The organism is Cognatishimia sp. F0-27 (assembly GCF_020667845.1).
Lineage (GTDB): Bacteria > Pseudomonadota > Alphaproteobacteria > Rhodobacterales > Rhodobacteraceae > JAFMPQ01.
Genome location: NZ_JAFMPQ010000020.1, coordinates 76,371 through 95,733 on the forward strand (window position 1 = coordinate 76,371; position 19,363 = coordinate 95,733).

Sequence of the window (19,363 nt, forward strand, 5' to 3'; positions counted from 1 at the left end):
GCTGAGCGTCTGTCGTCGGGTCACGGGGAGGCATCCTTGTCTTCGTGATCGGCTATAGCGAAGCGGCCCGCCCGGATCAATGCCCAATGCCCCCGCGTTGGCGCGGCGCTGTCTCCCCAAAACCGGGCCGATCTGCTAGGCTGTCCCGGCAAAGCCCTTTTCGAACCGCGCATCGAGGGTCCGATCCATGCCACGCCGTGCCGTCGATCATCGCCCGCCTGTCGCGATCTGGCGTCTGTTCTGGCGGCTCGGCGGGTGGGCCGCCACGATCCCCGCCGCCTTGTGTGTCTTCATCACCATGGGTGCCGCGACGCTCAAGGTGCAGGCCGACCGCTTCGATGCCAGCGCAATCGAGACCACGGCGGAGGTCACGGACCGCCACAGGACGGAGGTCGCCGACGAGGATGGCGGCACCGAAATCACCTATGAGCTTGCGCTGGTCTTTCCGATGCAGGGCGGCCACGAGATGCACGTCCTCCATCCGGTGGATGCCGCCGTGTTCGAGGCGCAGACCGTCGGCACCACCCTGCCCGTCTGGTATCTCCCGGATGCGCCCGAAACCATCGAGATCACCCGTGGCGAGACTCGCTTCGGCGCGCGGCTGGCGCAAGCCGTGGCGCTTGTGCTCGGGCTTGCGACGCTGATCACGGGTTGGTTGCCGGCGCGACGCGCGGTCGATGCGGTCCGCGCCCGGCGTTATGCGGAGCGCCAGACGGCCCGCATCACCTCACATGACCGCACCGCCTGGGAAGAAAACGGCAAACCACGCTACCGCATCTCGTGGCAATCCGAAGAGGGCCGCATCGGGCAAAGCATGCTGAGAAGCGCAGCCGATCTGCGCGATTTTCCCATTGGCACGCCGATCACCGTGTTCAAGGGTTTGCGGCGCGACTGGTGGATCAACGATGTTGGCGACAGGGACCTGAAATAGATTATATTGCAGACAGTTACAGATAATTCTTTATCCAGAGAACCCGCCCTTCAGGCCGCTTCGAAATCGATCTTCCGACGCAGGAATTGCGTCGCGTGATGCGAGACTTTCTGCGGTTTTCCAGTGGTCAGAAATCCGCTCTCGGTGCCGGAGCCCATCATGTCCGGATGCCGCTTGAGATAGTCCTTCAGCGCTGCGGCCACGAGGTTGGCCTGCGAATAGACCGCGACATTCGGGCCAAGCGCATCCTGAAAGATGTCCTGCATCAGCGGGTAGTGGGTGCAGCCGAGAATGGCAGCCTGCGGGTCCGGCATCTTGCGCTTGAGCGCGTCCACATGGCTGCGCACCAGTGCTTCGGCAAGGATCATGTCGCCTTCTTCGATGGCATCGACCAACCCGCCGCAGGCCTGCGCCTCCACATCGACGCCGATGGCGCGAAATGCCAGCTCGCGCTGGAACGCACGGCTGCGGACCGTCGCGGGTGTTGCAAACAGCGCCACATGCTGCACCGCGACTTCGCGCGGCGGCGAGTTGTCGCCCCATTGCCGCTCCGTCAGGGCCTCGATCAGCGGCACAAACACGCCCAAGACGCGCTTGTCGCGCGGCACCCAGCTCTCCTGCATCCGGCGCAGCGCCGCCGCCGACGCCGTGTTGCAGGCGAGGATCACGAGATCGCAGCCCGCATCGAACAGCCGTTGCGTCGCGCGGGTTGTCAGATCGTAGACATCATCGGCATCGCGCACCCCGTAAGGCGCATGCGCGCTGTCGGCGAAATAGACAAACGGCACTTCCGGCAACGCCTGCGTCACCGCGTCCAGAACCGTCAACCCGCCAAGACCACTATCGAATACGCCCACTGCCATGGCTTCGCCCTTCTCGTTACGCACCCCGCTTCTGCGGGTGTGACCGGTGCCGCATGGGCCCGGGTTCGCGGGCTAGTAACGGCGGACCGGCGCGTTGCCACGCCGGTATCTGTCCTCGAATTCCAACCCGTAGTCGAACCGTTCGGGGTGGTCAGGGCCAAGCTCATACGTCTTGTGTCTTAAAAAATCCATGAGCTTGTTGGGCTCTTTGGCATGTGCGGCAATCTCGCCCGGATCAACCGGCGCGCCGACCGTGATCTCGACGGGCGTGTCCACCCGTTTGTCGAACTCGCGGATCAGCAAGCCGAGCCGCAGCGTGCTGTGCAGATGCGAGGCGACCTGAAACAGCCGCGACGTGTGCCCGGCGAAATAGAGCGGGACAACCGTGGCCCCCGATCTGGCGATCATCTTGGCGGTAAAGGCGCGCCAGCCCGGGTCCATGGGGCGCGCAAAGGGGCGCGCGGCGGTCGATACCGTGCCGCCGGGAAAAATTCCGATTGCCCCGCCCTGCCCGTCTTGCCCACCCCGTGCAAGGTAATCGAGCGCCGCCTTTCGGGTGGCGAGATTGCGCGCCACCGACTCGCGGCCCCCGTCAAAACAGATCGGCAGAACGATGCCGTCCATGGCGGGAGCCTGACCGAAAACCGAATTGGCGACGATGCGAAAGTCGCCACGGGTCTGCGACAGCACCTGCCCCATCACCAGCCCGTCGAGGATGCCATACGGGTGGTTGGCGATGAGCACCAACGGCCCGGTGCGCGGGATCGCGGCGAGGCGTTCCCCGAACACACGGATTTCCAGCCCGTAACGCGCCACCATCACATCCCAGAAATCGCGTCCCTCGGCCACCTCCCGCTCGTACCCTTCGGCGCGGCGGATCAGTCGGATACGCCCCGTGGCGTTCTCCATCAGACGCACCACCGCACGCCCGCCACGGGTCTGGGCGGACCCGGCATAGGTGATCTTGCGGGCCAGAAGCCGGGATGACCGGCGGGACAATTCTAGCATGGCAAACCCTGATCGGTGACAAATGATTGGCCCGCTGCCTATCAGGCACGGCGCCCCCTGTCAGTGTGCGATACGACCATGACGCCCGTGTGACGCGCCAGCACGATTGTCAGCGCGCGGAGGACGGCGGCAGGGTCGCCGCGCGCGGCAGATCACAAGACCGTGGCCCGCTCATCGCAGGGTGATCGCGGCAATGACCTTCGACACCTTCGCCAGACCGGGCCAACCACGCCTCAGCCGCTTTCCGCCTTCTTTTCCCAGCGCCCGGATTCCTCGCTCCAATAAACCGCCTTGCAGCCCGCCGCGGTGAGCGTCTTCCACTGGCCACGCGCATGGTCCACCGCTGCCGGGTCATGCCCGTCAAAAAGGATGCACACCCGTTCAAGCCCCGCGACATCCTCTGCCGCGACCTCGGCACCGTCCACGCTCATCACGCAGTGCGGCGCGTTGCCGGCCTCGCCTTCTGTCAGCAGGATCGGCTGATCCGCGTCATGCGCGCCCCCGGCAAGCCCGTGCGGCAAAAAGGAGTCGTCCGGCCCGGTCCACAAGGCCCGGTCCAGCGCTTCCAGCCGCGCCCGGACCGGCGCGCGCACTGCCACGCGCCAGCCCTGCGCCAAAGACCGCTCAAGCAGGGTTGCGAGCGTCTGCTCAACCGGGTTGCGCGTCAGATGATAGAAGAACACGTGTCCCATGGACCGCCCCTGCTGCGTGATTGCCCAGCCGCCTGTGCCGGCCCCGGAGCGGGGCCCGTCTGTCGGCTCAGCCCTCCGACTGCTTGGTGTAATTGTCGCGGATCATCCGCGTCAGCGCCATCACACCCCAGCCGGTTGCCCCCTTGGGTCCGAGGGCGCTTTCCTTGGTCATTTGCGCGACACCCGCAATATCGAGGTGAATCCACGGCATATCCGGCTCGATGAACCGCTGCAGGAACTGTGCCGCGGTGATGGACCCCGCCGCGCGCCCGCCGACATTCTTCATATCCGCCTTTTGCGACTTCAGCAGATCGTCGTAGCTTTGTCCAAGCGGCAGGCGCCACGCTCCCTCGCCCTCGGCCGTCGCGGCCTTCAGGAAGGATTGCGCAAATCCGTCATCGTTGGAGAACACCGCCGCGTTGTCATGGCCCAGCGCGATGATGCAGGCCCCGGTCAGCGTCGCGAGATCGATCACACCGGAGGGTTTTTCGGATTGCTGCGCGTGCCAGAGCACATCGGCCAGCACCAGACGACCCTCGGCATCGGTGTTGATCACCTCGATCGTATCGCCCTTCATGGAGGTCACGATATCACCCGGACGCGTCGCGGTGCCCGAAGGCATGTTTTCAACCAGCCCGACGAGGCCCACCACATGGGCGGGGATCTTGGCACCCGCGACCGCCTTCATCACGCCGGAGACAACGCCCGCGCCGCCCATATCCATGGTCATGTCTTCCATGCCCGCGGCCGGTTTCAGGCTGATCCCGCCGGTGTCGAACACGACGCCCTTGCCCACAAGCGCCAGCGGCGCGCCTTCGGCCCCCTTCCAGCGCATCACGACCACCTTGGACGGGCTGGCAGACCCCTGCCCGACACAGAGCAGCGCCCCCATGCCAAGCTCCGCGAGCCGGTCTTCCTCCAGAACCTCAACCTCGACGCCCAGCGCTTCGAGCGCCACGAGACGGTCCGCGAACTCGGTTGTTGTCAGAACATTGGCCGGCTCCGAGACGAGGTCCCGGGTGAAGGCAACGCCCTCGGCAATCGCACGCAGGCCTGCGTGAGCCTCCGCCGCAGCCTCGGCATTCTTCGCCATGATCACGGCCGCGCCCGGTGTGTCCTTCGGCGCGCTCTTGCGGGCGGTGAACGCATAACCCTTGAGCGCCAGACCCAAGGCGAGCTCTTCCGGCCGGGTGGTGTTTTCAACCAACACCAGCGCGCTTTTGGGTCCGGCGGCCTTGGCGATGGCAGCACCGGCCTTGCGCGCCTCAAGCGCCTGCGGACGGCGCGGCAGTTTGACAAGCACCAGGTGACCCGCCGCAAGCCCCGTGGGCCAGGACAGCGTCATCGTGTCCGCTTCTGCAAGATCGGACCACGCCTCGCTGTCGAGCGCACGCGCCACAGCGCCCTTGGTCAGGCGATTGAGACGGCGCGCCGCCGGCGACAGGGTGCCATCGGGCGCAATGAGGATCGCAACCACGCCCTCCGCCTCGGTCAACACGTCAAGATCCACATCCGCAAAGCTGATTTCTCTCAAGTCGGTCACGTCGCGCTCTTCCTCTCGCCTGGTCTGTTGCTTGGTCATTCGGTCCGCGCCGCACGGGGCGCCTTGTGCAAAGAGGTAATCCGCGCACCCACCAAAGGCCAGAGCCGTGACAGGCTTCACGGCTGATTGTGCATCGGCTCGCCCGTGGTTTGTGCTGCGATGCCCCCGGTATGCCCCCGGGATGCCATGTGATTCAGGTGCCTGCCGCGCCGCGTGGCGCCCGATTTGATCCCACGCTGTGCGGGTCACGCACGTTCTGTGCCAAAGCCCGCCTTCGGGGCGCTCTGCGCTCCGGCCCGCGCCCGGACGCAGGAAAGGACTGCGCGGCAGGGTCAGACTCCCACGCAAAATCCGCCAACCCCGCCGCTCCGATACGCGGCGCCACCGGTTCCGCCTCCACGCCCGACCGGTGCGCCAAACTCCGCTTCATTCCCCGTGATGGCGGCTTTTCCCTTCCGGAGCGATCCGATAGGGTCCGGGTGTCTGTTCTTGGGGGAACGCAAAAGGTGCAGCGATTCGACCGCTATATGCTGTCGCAACTCCTGGTGCTGTTCGGCTTCTTTGCGCTTGTGCTTGTTGCCGTCTACTGGGTGAATCGCGCCGTGGTGCTGTTCGACCGTCTGATTGCGGATGGCCATTCCGCAGGCATATTCCTCGAATTCACCGTTCTGTCACTGCCTGCCGTGATCGCGCTGGTCCTACCGATCTCGGCTTTTGCCGCGGCGGTCTATGTGACCAACAGGCTCTCCAATGACAGCGAACTGGTGATCGTGCGCGCCACCGGGTATTCGCCGTGGCGTCTGGCCCGGCCGGTCCTGGCCTTTGGTCTCATGATCACGCTGATGGGCTCGGTTCTGGCGCATGTGCTTGTGCCCGCCTCCATCGAACAGCTGCGCCTGCGCGAACAGGAAATCGCCGGTTCGGTCTCGGCCCGATTGCTGCGCGAAGGGGCGTTCCTGCACCCCGCGGACGGCGTAACCTTCTATATCCGCGACATCACCGATGAGGGAGAGCTGCGCGATGTGCTGCTCTCCGACCGGCGGCAGGACGGGCGCGAAGTGACCTATTCGGCGGAGCGCGCGTATCTGTTGCGTGACGAGGAAGGCCCCAAGCTGGTGATGCTTGCCGGCTTGGCCCAGACCCTCGACACCCGGACACAGCGGCTCTCCACGACCAATTTCGCCGATCTTGTCTATGACATCTCCGCACTGATCGAACCGGGCAAGCCCAAGCGCCGCAAGCTGGACTACATCCCCACGCTTGAGTTGCTTACCAAGACGGACGCCGTGGCCGAAGAGGCCAACGATACGCCCGGCGAAGTGCTGGAGGAGGCGCATATGCGCTTTCAGGGGCCGCTCCTGAGCCTCGTGGCGGCTCTCGTGGGCTTTGCGGCCATGGTGTCGGGCGGTTACTCGCGCTTTGGCGTGACGCGTCAGATCGTCTTTGCCGTCTTCCTGCTCGTGCTGATCAAACTGGTGGAAAGCGTTGTCGCCGATCCCGTGCGCGCCGACGCGCGGCTCTGGCCGCTGATCTACTTGCCGTCCGTGACCGGCCTCGCCATGGCCGCCGGGCTGCTCTGGCGCGCCGCGCGCCCCTTCCGGCCCCGGCGCCGGGCACCAGAGGACGCCGCCACCACATGACGCTGCATCTGTATTTTGCCCGACGCTTCTTCTGGACCTTTCTGTCGCTTACGGCGGGGTTTGCGCTGTTCCAGGCGCTGCTTGACCTCGTCGACGAGCTGCGGCGTCTGGATGACAGCGTCGGCTTCGGGCAGGTTTTGAAATTGGTCGCCCTGAAACTGCCGGAAGGACTGTATCAGATCTTGCCGCTGGTGATGATCCTGTCGGCGATCGCGCTGTTTCTCAACCTGTCGCGGACGTCCGAATTGGTCGTCGTGCGCGCGGCTGGCCGATCCGGACTTGCCGTGCTCGCCGCGCCGGTGATCGTTGCCGTAGCGATCGGAGCGCTGACCGTGGCGATGCTCAACCCGATCGTCGCGGTCACCTCAAAGCGCTACGCCGACCTGCGCGAACTCTATACCGCGGGCGGCACCTCCGCGCTGTCAATCGGCGCCGAAGGGCTGTGGCTGCGCCAGGGCGGGCCGGAAGGCCAGGCGGTGATCCATGCCGACCGGACCAACCCGGAGGCGACGGTTCTCTATGACGTGAGCATCGTGGCCTACGCCCCCGACGGTGGGCCCGTGCGCCGCATCACCGCCGCAGAGGCCGCCCTCCGGGAGGGGGAATGGGTGCTGAGCGATGCCAAGGCCTGGTCTCTGGCCGCCGGTCTCAACCCTGAGGCCAGCGCGCGCAGCCATGACACGCTCATCGTGCCATCGACGCTGACTCAGGACAGCATCCGTGACCGGTTCGGCAAACCCTCCTCGATTGCCATCTGGGACCTTCCCGCCTTTATCGCTGATCTCGAGGAAGCCGGGTTTTCCGCGCGGCGTCACATCGTGTGGCTCCAGATGGAGCTGGCACGGCCGCTGTTCCTGGTGGCCATGGTGTTGATCGGTGCGGGGTTCACCATGCAACCCTCGCGCCTCAATCGAACCGGGCTCGCGGTGCTCTCGGCGGTGCTTTTGGGCTTCGGGCTCTATTACGTGCGCAACTTTGCGCAGATCATGGGCGAAAACGGACAGCTCACACCGGAACTCGCCGCCTGGGTGCCGCCAGCCGCCTCCGTGCTGCTGGCCGCCGGGCTGGTGCTGCAACGGGAGGATGGCTGATGAGGGTCGCTCTGCGCTTGCACGGCCGACGCGAGGCTGGCCCGGTTCGGGCCGGACGAGCGCATCGCCACAGCACGCGCCCGGTGCGGTTCTGCGCTTTGCGCGCATCCCTCGCCCGCATGTTTGCGCCGCTGGCCGCGTGGCTCGTCGCTGCGCTCACCAACCCGACGCGGACCTGCGGTCCGCTGGGGGCATGGCTCGTCGCTGCGCTCCTCGCGCTCTCCGGTCCCGCCGCAGCCCAGACATCGTCGACCCAGGCCGCCCTGCTCGTGGCCGACACGGTCTTTGTGGAGAACGGGGACCGCCTTGTCGCGCAGGGCAATGTCGAGGCGTTGCAAGACGGGGTACGACTGCGCGCAAACCGCATTCTCTATGACCGTGCCAGCGACACGCTTGTGATCGATGGGCCAATCCGCATCACGGACGCCTCCGGCACCGTGCTGACAGCAACCCAGGCGACGCTCTCGCAAGACCTGCGCGAGGGGCTCCTGACCGGGGCGCGGCTTGTGCTCGATCAGCAACTGCAACTCGCCGCGGTCGAAGCCCGTCGGGTCGGCGGGCGCTATACGCAACTCAGCCGCGTGGCGGTGACCTCCTGCCAGGTATGCAAGAACCGCCCCACCCCGCTCTGGCAGATCCGCGCCGCGCGGGTCATCCACGACGAAGAAGCCCGCCAGCTCTATTTCGACCAGGCCCAGCTGCGCGTGCTCGATGTGCCGATCTTCTATGTGCCGCGCCTGCGCCTGCCCGACCCGACCCTGTCGCGCGCCCGCGGTTTCATGATCCCCGAACTGCGCAGTTCCTCTCTGCTCGGCTTCGGGATCAAGATCCCCTATTTCATTCCTCTCGGACGGCATCAGGACATCACGCTCACACCCTATCTCTCTCCGGAAACCCGCACGGTCGAACTGCGCTACAGGCGGGCCTTCGTAAACGGCGATCTCCAGGTCACCGGTGCGGTGTCGCGCGACACGCTGAAATCCGACAGGATGCGCGGCTACCTTTTTGCCGAGGGTCAGTTCGACCTCGGGCAAGACTACACGCTGGATTTCGACCTCAAAACAACATCCGACGAGGCCTATCTCAACGATTACGGCATCACCTCCACCGACCGCCTGGACAGCACGCTGCGCGTCACACGGGTCCGGCGCGACAGCTTCACCCGTTTCCAGCTGGTGCATTACCAGTCCCTGCGCGAAGAGGAGGACAACGATACGCAACCCACGATCATCGGCGACATACGCCATGAGCGGCGCCTGTTTCCGGCTTTCGGCGGGGAGCTGCGTCTGGGGGCAGAGGCGCATTCGCATTACCGCTACAGCTCGATCGACGTCGATACGACCGACGAGGACAGCGTGGTGGACGGACGCGACGTCACCCGCGTCAACGCCGCGATCAGCTGGCGCGACCGCTGGACCCTGCGCGGCGGCCTGCGCGCCGCGGTGACTGCCAATCTCTGGCTCGATCACTACGTCACCCGGCAGGACGCCACCAGCGACGACACGGTCTCCAGCGCCGTGCCGGGTGTCGCGCTGGCGCTGCGCTACCCGCTTGCGCGCACCGGGTCCGCCGGCGGGCGCACGCTGATCGAACCGGTCCTGCAATATGGCTGGGTTGGTGGCGCGCGGATGAACAACCCCAATGACGAGAGCACGCGGGTTGAATTCGACGAGGCCAACCTTCTGTCGCTGTCCCGCTTTCCCGCCGCCGACCGCCGCGAGCATGGCCAGACCCTCGCCGCGGGCCTGCGCTGGATGCATTGGGCGCCGGCGGGCTGGCAGGCCGCGCTCACGATCGGACGCATCTGGCGCGAGGAGGAAGACCCCGATTTCACCCGCTCCTCCGGGCTCGAGGGCGGGGTCTCGGACTGGCTGCTTGCGGGCCGCTTCTCACATCCCGTGGGACTGACCCTCACCGCGCGCGGCCTGCTCGACGACGAGGCACGGTTTTCCAAGGCCGAAGCGCGCGCCGGCTGGTCAAACTCCCGCATGGATCTTGGCGCGTCTTACGTGCTTCTGGTCACCGATCCGGAAGAAGACCGCGACGCGGCGCTCTCGGAATGGACCTTTGACGGGCGCTACCGTTTCGACACCCACTGGACGGGGTCTACCGAATGGCGCTACGACCTTGCGGATGAACGGCTCGACCGAGCGGGGTTCGGGTTGCAATATCGCAATGAATGCGTTGAGGTTGAAGTCTCGGCGTCACGGCGGTTTGCATCCTCGAGCAACCTCGAACCGTCCACAGAATTTGGCCTGACCGTAGCGCTGAACGGCTTCTCGACGGGCCGGAGCGCAAAGGAGTATCGACGCACATGCGACCATTGATGGCAACCCTGCTGCGCCCGCTGGTGCGCCCCTGCATCCACAGCCTGTCCCGGTTCGGCATCGCGGCAGGCCGCCCCGCCGCGACCCTGCCCGCCCGAACGCGCGTGCCCCGTGCCGAAGACGGTGCCGAAAACTGCGCCGGAGCGGTGTCCGGCGGCATCCCGCGGCGCGCCCGCACCCCGTGGCAGAGCGGCGGCACGGTGTTTTCTGCGCTGCTTGTGGCGGCGATCGGGCTCACGGCGCCGGAGCAAAGCCACGCGCAGGGGCTCTTTGCCCCCGCGATCATCGTGAACGATCAGGTGATCACCGGCTATGAAATCGAACAACGCGACCGCATGCTGCAATTGCTGCGCGCGCCCGGCAACACCAGGGAACTGGCCCGCGAACAGCTGATCGACGACCGTCTCCGCAGGCAAGCCGCCGTCGATGCAGGCATCCGCCCGACCACCGAGGAAATCCTTGACGGCATGGAGGAATTTGCCGGGCGTGCCAATCTTGGCCGTGAGGAATTCACCGCAGCGCTGGAACAGCAAGGCGTGGCCGAGGAAACGTTCCGCGATTTCGTGATCGCAGGGCTGGCCTGGCGTCAGCTTGTGCGGCAGCGGTTTGCGGGCCGCGCGGCCATCTCCGAAGCAGAGGTTGATCGCGCGCTCAACAGCAACCGTGGCGACGGCTCCAATGTGCGGGTCCTGCTCTCCGAGATCATCATTCCCATTCCCCCCGGACAGGAAGAGACGATCCGTGCGCGCGCCGAACGGATCGCGCAGATCACGTCGCCCTCCGAGTTCTCCGCGCAGGCGCGGCGGTACTCCGCCACCGCCACGCGCGGCAATGGCGGACGCCTGCCATGGCAATCCCTGACCGAGCTGCCCCCGGCCCTGCAGCCGCTCATGTTGCGTCTGCGCCCCGGCGAGGTCACCGAGCCGCTCCCGATCCCCAACGCCATCGCCCTGTTTCAGCTGCGCGACATCGAGGAAACCGGCTACGTGGCCCCCGAGGTGACGGCCGTGGAATACGCGGCCTATTACATGCCGGGTGGGCGCTCCGCCGAGACGCTGGCCAAGGCCCGTGTGCTGGCCGGGCGCGTGGATCGCTGTGACGATCTCTATGGCGTGGCCCAGGGCCAACCCGAAGAGGTGCTGGAACGCGGCACCAAACCGGTTGCGGAGATCCCCACCGATATTGCCTTTGAGCTGTCCAAGCTGGACCCCGGAGAGGTTTCGACCGCGCTGACGCGGGCCGGTGGGCAGACCCTGGTGTTTCTCATGCTCTGCGGTCGGACAAACGCGGTGAACGAAGCGATCGACCGCGACCAGCTGTCTCTGGGTCTGCGCAACCAGCGCCTTGGTCAGCTGGCCGAGAGCTATCTGGCGCAGCTGCGGGCGGACGCGCGGATCATCGAGAAGTGAGCGCGCCGCAGGACGGGCCTGCCGACGGCATGGCCCCTGTCGCCTTGAGCTGCGGTGAACCGGCAGGCGTGGGCCCGGAGCTTGCCGAGGCCTGTTGGCACGCGCTTGGCGGGGCGCTCCCGTTTGTCTTTATCGGAGATCCCGCACATCTGCCCGGAACCGTGCCGCACAGGGTCATCGCGGAGGCCTCGGAGGCTGTCGCCGTGGCGCCAGAGGCCCTGCCGGTGCTCGCCATGGGCTTTCCCGGCCCGCGCGTGCCGGGCGCGCCCCAGCCGGACCATGCCGCCGGAGTGATCGCCGCGATCGAACGCGGCGTCGCCCTTGTCCGCTCAGGCGCGTGTTCGGCGCTTTGTACGATGCCGATCCACAAGCAGGCCCTGCAGGACGGCGCGGGGTTTGCCCATCCCGGCCACACGGAGTTTCTCGCCGCCCTTGCCGGGGCGGACGAGGTCGTGATGATGCTGGCCTCCGAGGCGTTGCGGGTCGTGCCCGCCACGATCCACATTCCCTTGTCCGAGGTTCCCGCCGCGCTGACGCCGGAACTGCTCGAGACGCGGATCCGGATCACCCACGCGGCCTTGATCGGGCAGTTCGGCATTCCCGTGCCGCGTCTTGCGGTGGCCGGGCTGAATCCGCATGCGGGCGAAGGGGGCAAGATGGGTCATGAGGAGATCTCGCTCATCGCGCCGGTCCTGGATCGGCTGCGCGCGGAAGGTATGACGATCGCCGGGCCGCTCTCGGCGGACACGATGTTCCACGCGGCGGCGCGCGCGCGCTATGACGCCGCCATCGCGATGTATCACGATCAGGCTCTGATCCCGATCAAGACGCTGGATTTTGACCGTGGCGTGAACGTGACCCTCGGGTTGCCCTTTGTGCGCACCTCGCCCGATCACGGCACGGCGCTGGATATTGCCGGCAGCGGGCGCGCCAATCCACAGTCTGCGCTTGAGGCGCTCCGCCTTGCCTGGCGCTTGGCGCGGGGCGCGCGGTGAGCGTGAGCCGGCACGAAACGTTCCTGACACGGGGGCTCTGCCCCCGCACCCCCGGAGTATTTCGGGACAGAAGAAGCAGCGTCCTCACACGTCATGCCCGGTTCGCCTCGACGGGAGAGAGACGGTCATGAGCCAGATCGACGGGTTGCCACCGCTGCGCGATGTGATTGCGACGCACGGCTTACGCGCCAAGAAAGCCTTGGGGCAGAATTTCCTTCTGGATCTGAACCTGACCGCCCGCATAGCCCGGGTTGCCGGCGATCTCAGCGCATGTGATGTGCTCGAAGTGGGCCCCGGCCCCGGCGGTCTGACACGCGGGCTGCTTGCCGAAGGGGCGCGGCGCGTTCTTGCGGTGGAAAAAGACGCCCGGTGCCTGCCGGCGCTGGCGGAAATTGCAGAGGCCTATCCCGGCCGACTGACGGTGATCGAGGGCGACGCCCTTCAGGTGGACGTGGCGGGGCAGTTGACACCGCCGATCGCGATTTGCGCCAACCTGCCTTACAATGTCGGCACCGCCTTGCTGGTGGATTGGCTGACGCCGCCGGATTGGCCACCCTTCTGGAAGAGCCTGACGCTAATGTTCCAGCGCGAGGTGGCCGAGCGCATCGTCGCGCAGCCGGGCGGCAAGGCTTATGGCCGCCTCGCCGTGCTCAGCCAGTGGCGCACCGAGTGTCACATCGCGTTGACGCTCCCGCCCGAAGCCTTTGCGCCGCCGCCCAAGGTGAGTTCCGCCGTCGTTCATCTCGCGGCATTGCCGGCGCCGCGGTTCGAGGCCGACGCGGCGGTTCTGGAACGGGTTGTTGCCGCCGGCTTCAACCAGCGCCGGAAGATGCTGCGGCAAGCGCTCAAGGGGCTGGCGCCGGATATCGAGGATCGCTTGCGGGCTGCGGGCATTGCGCCCACGGAGCGTGCCGAACGGGTAAGCCTTGAGGCGTTCTGTGCGCTTGCCCGCGTCCTAGCGCAGAACTGAGATCGCACATCATAGATGTGTGGCGTTCAATCGAGACCGCTGCACAAGGCGCACGCGCTATGGGGCGCAAGCGCCGGCTTTCAGCGCGCGGTCAGTGCCCGCCCCATACGTGGCGACACGCCCTGCATGGCGCGAGGACCATTGCAGCATGGCGGAATGTCGATCGCTCAGTCAAAGAGACCACCGCCACCGAGGCTCCCGGCGCCCGCCGCTCTATGCTCCCGGCGGCTGAGCCTCCGGCAGCATACCCGCCGCCATGCGCCGCTTCTCCAGAAGTGATGCGCGCCCTGCCGGGCGGCATCGGAGCGCGGGGGATTATTCCGCGGCGGTATCCGGTGCGTTATCGGCGGCGGTGTCTTGGGCCGGTGTATCCTCTGCCGGTGTGTCTTTGGGAGACTTGGCCCTGGCGCGGGAGGGTTTCGCCGGTTTCGCCGCCGCCTCGGGGCCGTCCGCGGCCTCGGGCTTTTTGCGGGGCTTGCGCGGGGCGCGCGGTTTCTTGGGTTTGTCGATCTCGGGCTGATCCGCCTGCTCGGGCTGGGACGCAGCTGCGCCTGCGGCGACAGGCTGGTCGTCTGCACGCGATTCGGGCGTCTCCACGAGACCGGGGCCATCGTCGTCAGACCCGCCAAGATCCACGACATCGCTTTGCGCTGTCTCGGTCGGGGCGCGGCGCTGGCGCCGCTGACGCGGCTGGCGCTGTTGACCGCCCTGCGCTTGATCTTCGCCCCCGTCGCCCGCGCCGTCCTGCTGAGCGTCGCCACCATTCGCCGTCTGGTTCTGGCTCTGTTGGTTTTGCTGATGCTGGGCATCGCGCTCTGCGCGCTCGCGGTCGCGCTGCGCCTGACGTTCGCGATTCTCGCGCTCCTGCTGCTCGCGCTTGGCATCCTGCTCGCGCTGGGCCTCGGCCAGCATGCGCAGGTAATGCTCCGCGTGCTGCTGGAAGTTTTCGGCGGCCACGCGGTCATTCGACAGGGCCGCATCGCGCGCAAGCTGGTTATACTTGTCGATGATCTGCTGCGGCGTGCCGCGCACCTTCCCCTCGGGTCCATTGCTGTCGAACACACGGTTGACGACATTGCCAAGGGAATTGCGGTTGCGGTTGTTCTTGGGCCGCGAACGGGATTTGGAAGAACGCATGCGTAAATCAGTCCAGTCTGGTTTTGACTGTGTGTGCCGGTCTGGCGCGGTCATCGCGCCTGGATGCATCCGGTCACATCGTTGTCTGGCAGGACACCCTGAGCGGGTCTGGCTTGGGCCCTGAAGTGAAGGCTAGGTGTCGAGCAGGATGGCCTTTCCAGGCCGTGCCACCGCTCCGACACGCTCTGAATAACCATAGCGGCCTGTCCCTGACAAGTGGTAAACCCCCTTTTTGGCGCCAGCGGTGTCATTTCCCTGCAAATATCGGTGCATTTCCGCCGCTTGCCCCGCGCTTTTCGGGTTTGCTGACGCCCGCGTCGGTCGTGGCCAACCGTGGTGCCGGTGCGCGGCGCTCAGCGACGTGTCCCGATCACGACCCGGTCACGCCCATCCAGATCACCGATCACGCGCACGCCGGACAAGCCCGCGGCCTCGAACAGACCGTGGACCGCCCCGCCCTGCCGCGCCCCGATCTCCACGATCAGCCGCCCGCCCGGTGCCAGATGCCGCGCGGCGCTCGACAGGATCGCACGATAGCTGCTGAGCCCGTCCCCTTCATCGGTCAGCGCCACGCGCGGCTCATGCGCGCGCACCTCCGGCGCGAGGAAGGCCATTTCCCCCAGCGCAATGTAGGGCGGGTTGGAAACGATGAGATCCACCGGATCGAGTGCGTCGGGCAAGGCTTCGTACCACGAGCCGAGGCTCAGAATCGCGCGATCCTCAAGGCCCATGGAAGCGCGGTTGCGCCCGGCCACCTCGAGCGCGTCTGCGCTCACATCGGTGCCCACACCAACCACCCCTTCGCGCTCGCCCAACAGGGTCAAGAGGATACATCCCGATCCCGTGCCCAGATCGAGCACCGAGCCGAAGGGCTCAGACAGGGCCACCTCGATCAGCGTCTCGGTCTCGGGGCGCGGGTCGAGCACCGCCGGGGTCACGATGAACTCGCGCCCATAGAACTGCCGCGAGCCTGTCAGATGGCTCACCGGGCGACGTTCTGCGCGGGCGTCAATCAGACGCTCGAACGCGGCAGCGTGACCCGGCGCCACCTCCTCTGGAAGCACAAGGGTGAGCCGATGCGGCGCCACATCGAGCGCAAAGGCCATGAGCTTGCGCGCATCGCGCCCTGGATCGGGAATGCCCGCGGCGCTCAGCCGTGCCGTTGCCTTGGCCAGAAGAGGCGCACCGCGCATCGCCTACTGTCCCAGATCCGCAAGCTGGGCGGATTGATGCTCTGCGGTCAGCGCGTCGATGATCTCATCGAGATCGCCTGCAAGCACCTGATCGAGCCGGTAGAGCGTCAGACCGATACGATGGTCGGTCAGCCGCCCCTGCGGAAAATTATAGGTCCGGATGCGTTCCGACCGGTCTCCAGAGCCAACCTGCGCCTTGCGGTCCGAGGCACGGTCCTGATCCGCCTTGGAACGCTCCAGGTCATAAAGCCGCGCGCGCAGCACCTGCATGGCGATATCACGGTTGCGGTGCTGGGATTTTTCCGACGAGGTCACCACGAGCCCGGTGGGCACATGGGTGATCCGAACCGCGCTGTCGGTGGTGTTGACATGCTGGCCACCGGCACCGCTGGCGCGCATCGTGTCGATGCGGATATCCTGCGGGTCGATGCGGATATCAACCTCTTCGGCCTCGGGCAGCACGGCGACGGTTGCGGCGGAGGTGTGAATGCGCCCGCCGCTCTCGGTCTCGGGCACGCGCTGCACCCGGTGCACCCCGCTTTCGAACTTGAGCCGGGCAAAGACCCCCTCGCCCGCGACGCGCACCACAAGCTCCTTCAGGCCGCCAAGGTCCGACCCCTGCTCCTCGATCACCTCCCAGCGCCAGCCACGCGCTTCGGCGTAGCGCTGATACATTCGTGCCAGATCGCCGGCAAAGAGCGCAGCCTCGTCACCGCCGGTGCCCGGCCGGATTTCCAGCACCGCCGGGCGCGCATCGGCAGCGTCCTTGGGCAGCAGCGACAGCTGCACCGCGTGTTCCAGCGCGGGCAGCCGCGCTTCCAGCAGGGGCAATTCCTCTTCGGCGAGGGCCGCCATGTCCGGGTCGTCCAGCATGGCGCGCGCGTCCTCGATATCCTGCCGCACCCGTTCCCATTCGGCGATTCGCTCCACCACCGGCTTGAGTTCTGCGTATTCGCGGCCCAGCGCGGCGATGTCACCGCTTCCGGCGGCCATGGAGGCCTCGACGAATTCGAGCCTCTCGCGAATCTGTGCAAGCCGTTCCGTTGGGATCATCGGGCGGACATCCGGTCGCTTTCACGGTCACGCATCGGCCACGTCATCCGTCCTGCGCCAGCTCTTCGAGCCAGCGATCAACCCGCGCCTTGTTCACGCCCATATCGCTCTGACCAAAGCGCAACCGCGCAAAAAGCTCAAGGTGATCGTCCGCCGCAAGGACGGTCGTGTAGTCCGGAAAGCCCATCCATTGCGAGCGGGTGATGTAGGTGACCTTGCCCTCGCCCGGCGTGCCCGCAAGCACTTCGGTGCGCGGCGTCTGGAGGATGATCGTGTGCAACCGGTCAAACCGATCCGCGACCGGCGTCTCCTCGGACGGGATCCAGCGCCGCACCCCGGTGGCAAGGTCCTGGTCGGTCGAAACCATCGGATCCACATGCCAGACCGCCGGATCGGATGGCGCCAGCCTGATCCAGGCCAGCCCTGCAATCGCAAGCAGAACGATGAGGTAGAAGAACATGCGCACGGAATCCCCCGGCCAATTATGTGAGATCAGGCACCGGACATGGCATGCCCGCCGCCGTTTTTGAAGAGGGCGCGGCGCAATGACTTGCATCGGCCCCCAGTTTTTTCCCCGCACCGGCGCTGGAGTCGCGGCGCGAATGGGCGTGCCATCGGGTCAGGCGCAGTCCGCCCGTCTCGGTGCCGGCGCTGATGCCCGCCGGGATCGGACCGGGCCTCGTAGCCGTCAGGCCAAGCCGACACCGGTGGCGCCGGCGGGGATGCACCACACCCCCGACCGTCTGGCGGGATCAACCGGACGATGGGTTGACGCCGTGGCGGACAGTGCCCGGCCAGGTGTCTCCGAAGACCGCAACCCCTGCGTCCCGTCCAAACATCAATCGCACCGATCCCGTCGCGCCCGCGCCTGCACCCGCGACACTCATGGGCGGAACGCAGGACAGCAAAATCGCCCGTCTCCCTCTTAAGGCATACACCCTCCCACGGCACGCACGTTCTCACGACACAGCCCCTCTCACGCCGCACACCCGCTCACGACACAAACCCGCTCATGACACCCGCGCGCCGCTCACCCGCGCCGCGTCCAGCCCCACAGGCACAAGAGCGCCGTGGCCACATGCGCCCCCGCCACGGCCGTGATCCCCGCCTGATCGAAAGGCGGGCTGACCTCGACCACATCGCCCCCCTTGAGATCGATGCCCGCAAGGCTGCGCAGCAGCAGCTCCGCCTGCGCAGAACTCAAGCCACCCCAGACCGGCGTGCCCGTGCCCGGTGCAAAGGCCGGGTCCAGCCCGTCAATATCAAACGTGATGTAGCACGGCGCGTCCCCCACGATCTCGCGCACCCGCGCCGCGATCGCAACCGGTCCCTCCGCATGCACCTGCGGCGCATCGAGGATATGAAAGCCGCGCGGATCGGGATTGTCCGTGCGGATGCCGATCTGCACCGACCTTTCCGGTGCAACGATGCCTTCCTCCACAGCCTTGTACATGAAAGTGCCATGATCGATACGGCCCGGATCGTCATCGGCCCAGGTATCGGTATGCGCGTCGATCTGGATCACCGAAAGCGGTCCGTGCACCCGCGCATGCGTCCGGAGGCACCCATGGGTCACGGAGTGATCGCCACCAAGCGCGATGCACCCTGCCCCGGCCGCCAGTATCGCGCCCACATGCGCCTCGATCTGCGCGAGCACCTCCGCCGGACGGGCATAATCAAACGCCATGTCCCCGTAATCGGCGATGGCAAATTCCGAAAGCACGTCAAAGCCCCAGCCATAAGGCGCGTCACACGGCTGCAGCAGGGACGCCTCTCGGATGGCGCGCGGTCCCAGCCGCGTTCCCGGCCTGTTGGTCACCGCCTGGTCAAACGGCAACCCCGTGACCGCGATGTCGACACCGCTCAGATCCTTGGTGTAACGACGCCGCAAGAACGAGGGCGCCCCGGCAAAGACATTCTCGAAAGACGACCCCTTGAGGTCGTCCCGGGTGAAGGCGTGATCGATCTGGGACTTGGCATCTTCAAGGCTCATGGCGGGGCTCCTGCACTGACATCCGCCCGCTTTAGCCCGCCGCACCGGAAACGAAAAGCGTCTCGCAGCCCCCTGTCCGCCCCCGACGCGCGCGCCACCCGCCTGTGCCTGCCCCGGGCCGCAACGACCCTCGCTGCTGCCTGACTGGACCCTGCGGCGGCCCCTGCCGCTCCAAATCCGCGCCCCGCGCAAGCCACCTTTCCTCCAGCAAGCTCCCTTGGCAAAGAGCCCGACCCCAGCCCCATGAGAGCCACGCGCGATCCTCCCGCGCCCGCGCGCCCCTCAGCATCCCGCCCGGTTTCTTTGGGCCGGAAATATCCCGGAGGCGTGGGGGCTGGCCCCCACCACCACACATCCGCCCTGCGTGCGACACCGGACCGCCCTGCGCTGCGGTCAGTTTTGCTCGGCACCCGGCCCCCATGAAAGCCACGCGCGATCCTCCTGCGCCCCCGCCCCCCTCGGCATCCCACCCGGTTTCTTTGGGCCGGAAATATCCCGGGGGTGTGGGGGCTGGCCCC

16 protein-coding genes are annotated in these 19,363 nt (G+C 66.6%); 7 read left to right on the top strand and 9 right to left on the bottom strand.

The genetic code is table 11. The features are described 5' to 3' along the window. The first annotated feature begins 187 nt into the window (after positions 1-187). Entirely contained in the window at positions 188-931 is a 744-nt protein-coding gene (locus J1C49_RS12195; protein ID WP_227446100.1) for a DUF3592 domain-containing protein, read from the top strand. 50 nt (positions 932-981) lie between these two features. Here J1C49_RS12195 and J1C49_RS12200 read toward each other — a convergent pair whose 3' ends face one another. From J1C49_RS12200 to J1C49_RS12215, 4 genes are all read right to left on the bottom strand, one after another. Beyond that, on the bottom strand, positions 982-1,794 hold the full coding sequence (locus J1C49_RS12200) for a glutamate racemase (RefSeq protein ID WP_227446101.1): 813 nt from the start codon (positions 1,792-1,794) through the stop codon (positions 982-984). Positions 1,795-1,866: 72 nt separating this feature from the next. Next, entirely contained in the window at positions 1,867-2,802 is a 936-nt protein-coding gene (locus tag J1C49_RS12205) for a lysophospholipid acyltransferase family protein (RefSeq protein WP_227446102.1), read from the bottom strand. Between the two features lie 233 nt (positions 2,803-3,035). Continuing rightward, complete coding sequence (locus J1C49_RS12210) at positions 3,036-3,494, bottom strand: DNA polymerase III subunit chi (RefSeq protein ID WP_227446103.1); 459 nt, start codon at positions 3,492-3,494, stop codon at positions 3,036-3,038. 67 nt (positions 3,495-3,561) lie between these two features. Next, a complete protein-coding gene (locus J1C49_RS12215) occupies positions 3,562-5,037 on the bottom strand; it encodes a leucyl aminopeptidase (RefSeq protein WP_227446104.1) in 1,476 nt (491 codons plus the stop codon). Between the two features lie 506 nt (positions 5,038-5,543). On the opposite strand from J1C49_RS12215, the gene lptF reads away from it, so the two are divergent. The 6 genes from lptF (at position 5,544) to rsmA (ending at position 13,469) form a co-directional block, all read left to right on the top strand. Then, complete coding sequence (gene lptF, locus J1C49_RS12220; protein ID WP_227446105.1) at positions 5,544-6,677, top strand: LPS export ABC transporter permease LptF; 1,134 nt, start codon at positions 5,544-5,546, stop codon at positions 6,675-6,677. Continuing rightward, on the top strand, positions 6,674-7,768 hold the full coding sequence (gene lptG, locus J1C49_RS12225; RefSeq protein ID WP_227446106.1) for an LPS export ABC transporter permease LptG: 1,095 nt from the start codon (positions 6,674-6,676) through the stop codon (positions 7,766-7,768). Before lptF ends, lptG begins: the two co-directional genes overlap by 4 nt. A gap of 98 nt (positions 7,769-7,866) precedes the next feature. Beyond that, positions 7,867-10,095, top strand: a complete 2,229-nt coding sequence (locus tag J1C49_RS12230) for an LPS-assembly protein LptD (protein ID WP_227446107.1) — start codon at positions 7,867-7,869, stop codon at positions 10,093-10,095. Further along, positions 10,083-11,504, top strand: a complete 1,422-nt coding sequence (locus J1C49_RS12235) for a peptidylprolyl isomerase (RefSeq protein ID WP_227446108.1) — start codon at positions 10,083-10,085, stop codon at positions 11,502-11,504. Before J1C49_RS12230 ends, J1C49_RS12235 begins: the two co-directional genes overlap by 13 nt. A gap of 29 nt (positions 11,505-11,533) precedes the next feature. Next, complete coding sequence (pdxA, locus tag J1C49_RS12240) at positions 11,534-12,499, top strand: 4-hydroxythreonine-4-phosphate dehydrogenase PdxA (RefSeq protein WP_227446122.1); 966 nt, start codon at positions 11,534-11,536, stop codon at positions 12,497-12,499. A gap of 127 nt (positions 12,500-12,626) precedes the next feature. Then, on the top strand, positions 12,627-13,469 hold the full coding sequence (gene rsmA / locus J1C49_RS12245) for a 16S rRNA (adenine(1518)-N(6)/adenine(1519)-N(6))-dimethyltransferase RsmA (RefSeq protein ID WP_227446109.1): 843 nt from the start codon (positions 12,627-12,629) through the stop codon (positions 13,467-13,469). Positions 13,470-13,784: 315 nt separating this feature from the next. On the opposite strand, the gene J1C49_RS12250 is transcribed toward rsmA, so the two are convergent. The 5 genes from J1C49_RS12250 to speB form a co-directional block, all read right to left on the bottom strand. Beyond that, positions 13,785-14,606, bottom strand: a complete 822-nt coding sequence (locus J1C49_RS12250; protein ID WP_227446110.1) for a DUF4167 domain-containing protein — start codon at positions 14,604-14,606, stop codon at positions 13,785-13,787. A 353-nt stretch (positions 14,607-14,959) separates the two neighbouring features. Then, a complete protein-coding gene (gene prmC, locus J1C49_RS12255; protein WP_227446111.1) occupies positions 14,960-15,799 on the bottom strand; it encodes a peptide chain release factor N(5)-glutamine methyltransferase in 840 nt (279 codons plus the stop codon). 3 nt (positions 15,800-15,802) lie between these two features. Next, on the bottom strand, positions 15,803-16,852 hold the full coding sequence (gene prfA / locus J1C49_RS12260) for a peptide chain release factor 1 (protein ID WP_227446112.1): 1,050 nt from the start codon (positions 16,850-16,852) through the stop codon (positions 15,803-15,805). A gap of 43 nt (positions 16,853-16,895) precedes the next feature. Continuing rightward, a complete protein-coding gene (locus tag J1C49_RS12265) occupies positions 16,896-17,312 on the bottom strand; it encodes a DUF1499 domain-containing protein (RefSeq protein WP_227446113.1) in 417 nt (138 codons plus the stop codon). Between the two features lie 570 nt (positions 17,313-17,882). Then, positions 17,883-18,845 carry an agmatinase gene (gene speB, locus J1C49_RS12270; protein ID WP_227446114.1) on the bottom strand — a complete coding sequence of 321 codons (963 nt, stop codon included), beginning with the start codon at positions 18,843-18,845 and terminating at the stop codon, positions 17,883-17,885. Positions 18,846-19,363 lie beyond the last annotated feature (518 nt).

What these genes read in the sequence shown, in the direction of transcription:
- J1C49_RS12235 (WP_227446108.1), top strand. Translation starts at nt 10,083, where the DNA reads ATGCGACCATTGATGGCAACCCTGCTGCGCCCGCTGGTGCGCCCCTGC.
- speB (WP_227446114.1), bottom strand. Translation starts at nt 18,845, where the DNA reads ATGAGCCTTGAAGATGCCAAGTCCCAGATCGATCACGCCTTCACCCGG.
- prmC (WP_227446111.1), bottom strand. Translation starts at nt 15,799, where the DNA reads ATGCGCGGTGCGCCTCTTCTGGCCAAGGCAACGGCACGGCTGAGCGCC.
- lptG (WP_227446106.1), top strand. Translation starts at nt 6,674, where the DNA reads ATGACGCTGCATCTGTATTTTGCCCGACGCTTCTTCTGGACCTTTCTG.
- prfA (WP_227446112.1), bottom strand. Translation starts at nt 16,852, where the DNA reads ATGATCCCAACGGAACGGCTTGCACAGATTCGCGAGAGGCTCGAATTC.
- rsmA (WP_227446109.1), top strand. Translation starts at nt 12,627, where the DNA reads ATGAGCCAGATCGACGGGTTGCCACCGCTGCGCGATGTGATTGCGACG.
- pdxA (WP_227446122.1), top strand. Translation starts at nt 11,534, where the DNA reads ATGGCCCCTGTCGCCTTGAGCTGCGGTGAACCGGCAGGCGTGGGCCCG.
- J1C49_RS12265 (WP_227446113.1), bottom strand. Translation starts at nt 17,312, where the DNA reads ATGTTCTTCTACCTCATCGTTCTGCTTGCGATTGCAGGGCTGGCCTGG.
- J1C49_RS12195 (WP_227446100.1), top strand. Translation starts at nt 188, where the DNA reads ATGCCACGCCGTGCCGTCGATCATCGCCCGCCTGTCGCGATCTGGCGT.
- J1C49_RS12205 (WP_227446102.1), bottom strand. Translation starts at nt 2,802, where the DNA reads ATGCTAGAATTGTCCCGCCGGTCATCCCGGCTTCTGGCCCGCAAGATC.
- J1C49_RS12210 (WP_227446103.1), bottom strand. Translation starts at nt 3,494, where the DNA reads ATGGGACACGTGTTCTTCTATCATCTGACGCGCAACCCGGTTGAGCAG.
- J1C49_RS12200 (WP_227446101.1), bottom strand. Translation starts at nt 1,794, where the DNA reads ATGGCAGTGGGCGTATTCGATAGTGGTCTTGGCGGGTTGACGGTTCTG.
- J1C49_RS12250 (WP_227446110.1), bottom strand. Translation starts at nt 14,606, where the DNA reads ATGCGTTCTTCCAAATCCCGTTCGCGGCCCAAGAACAACCGCAACCGC.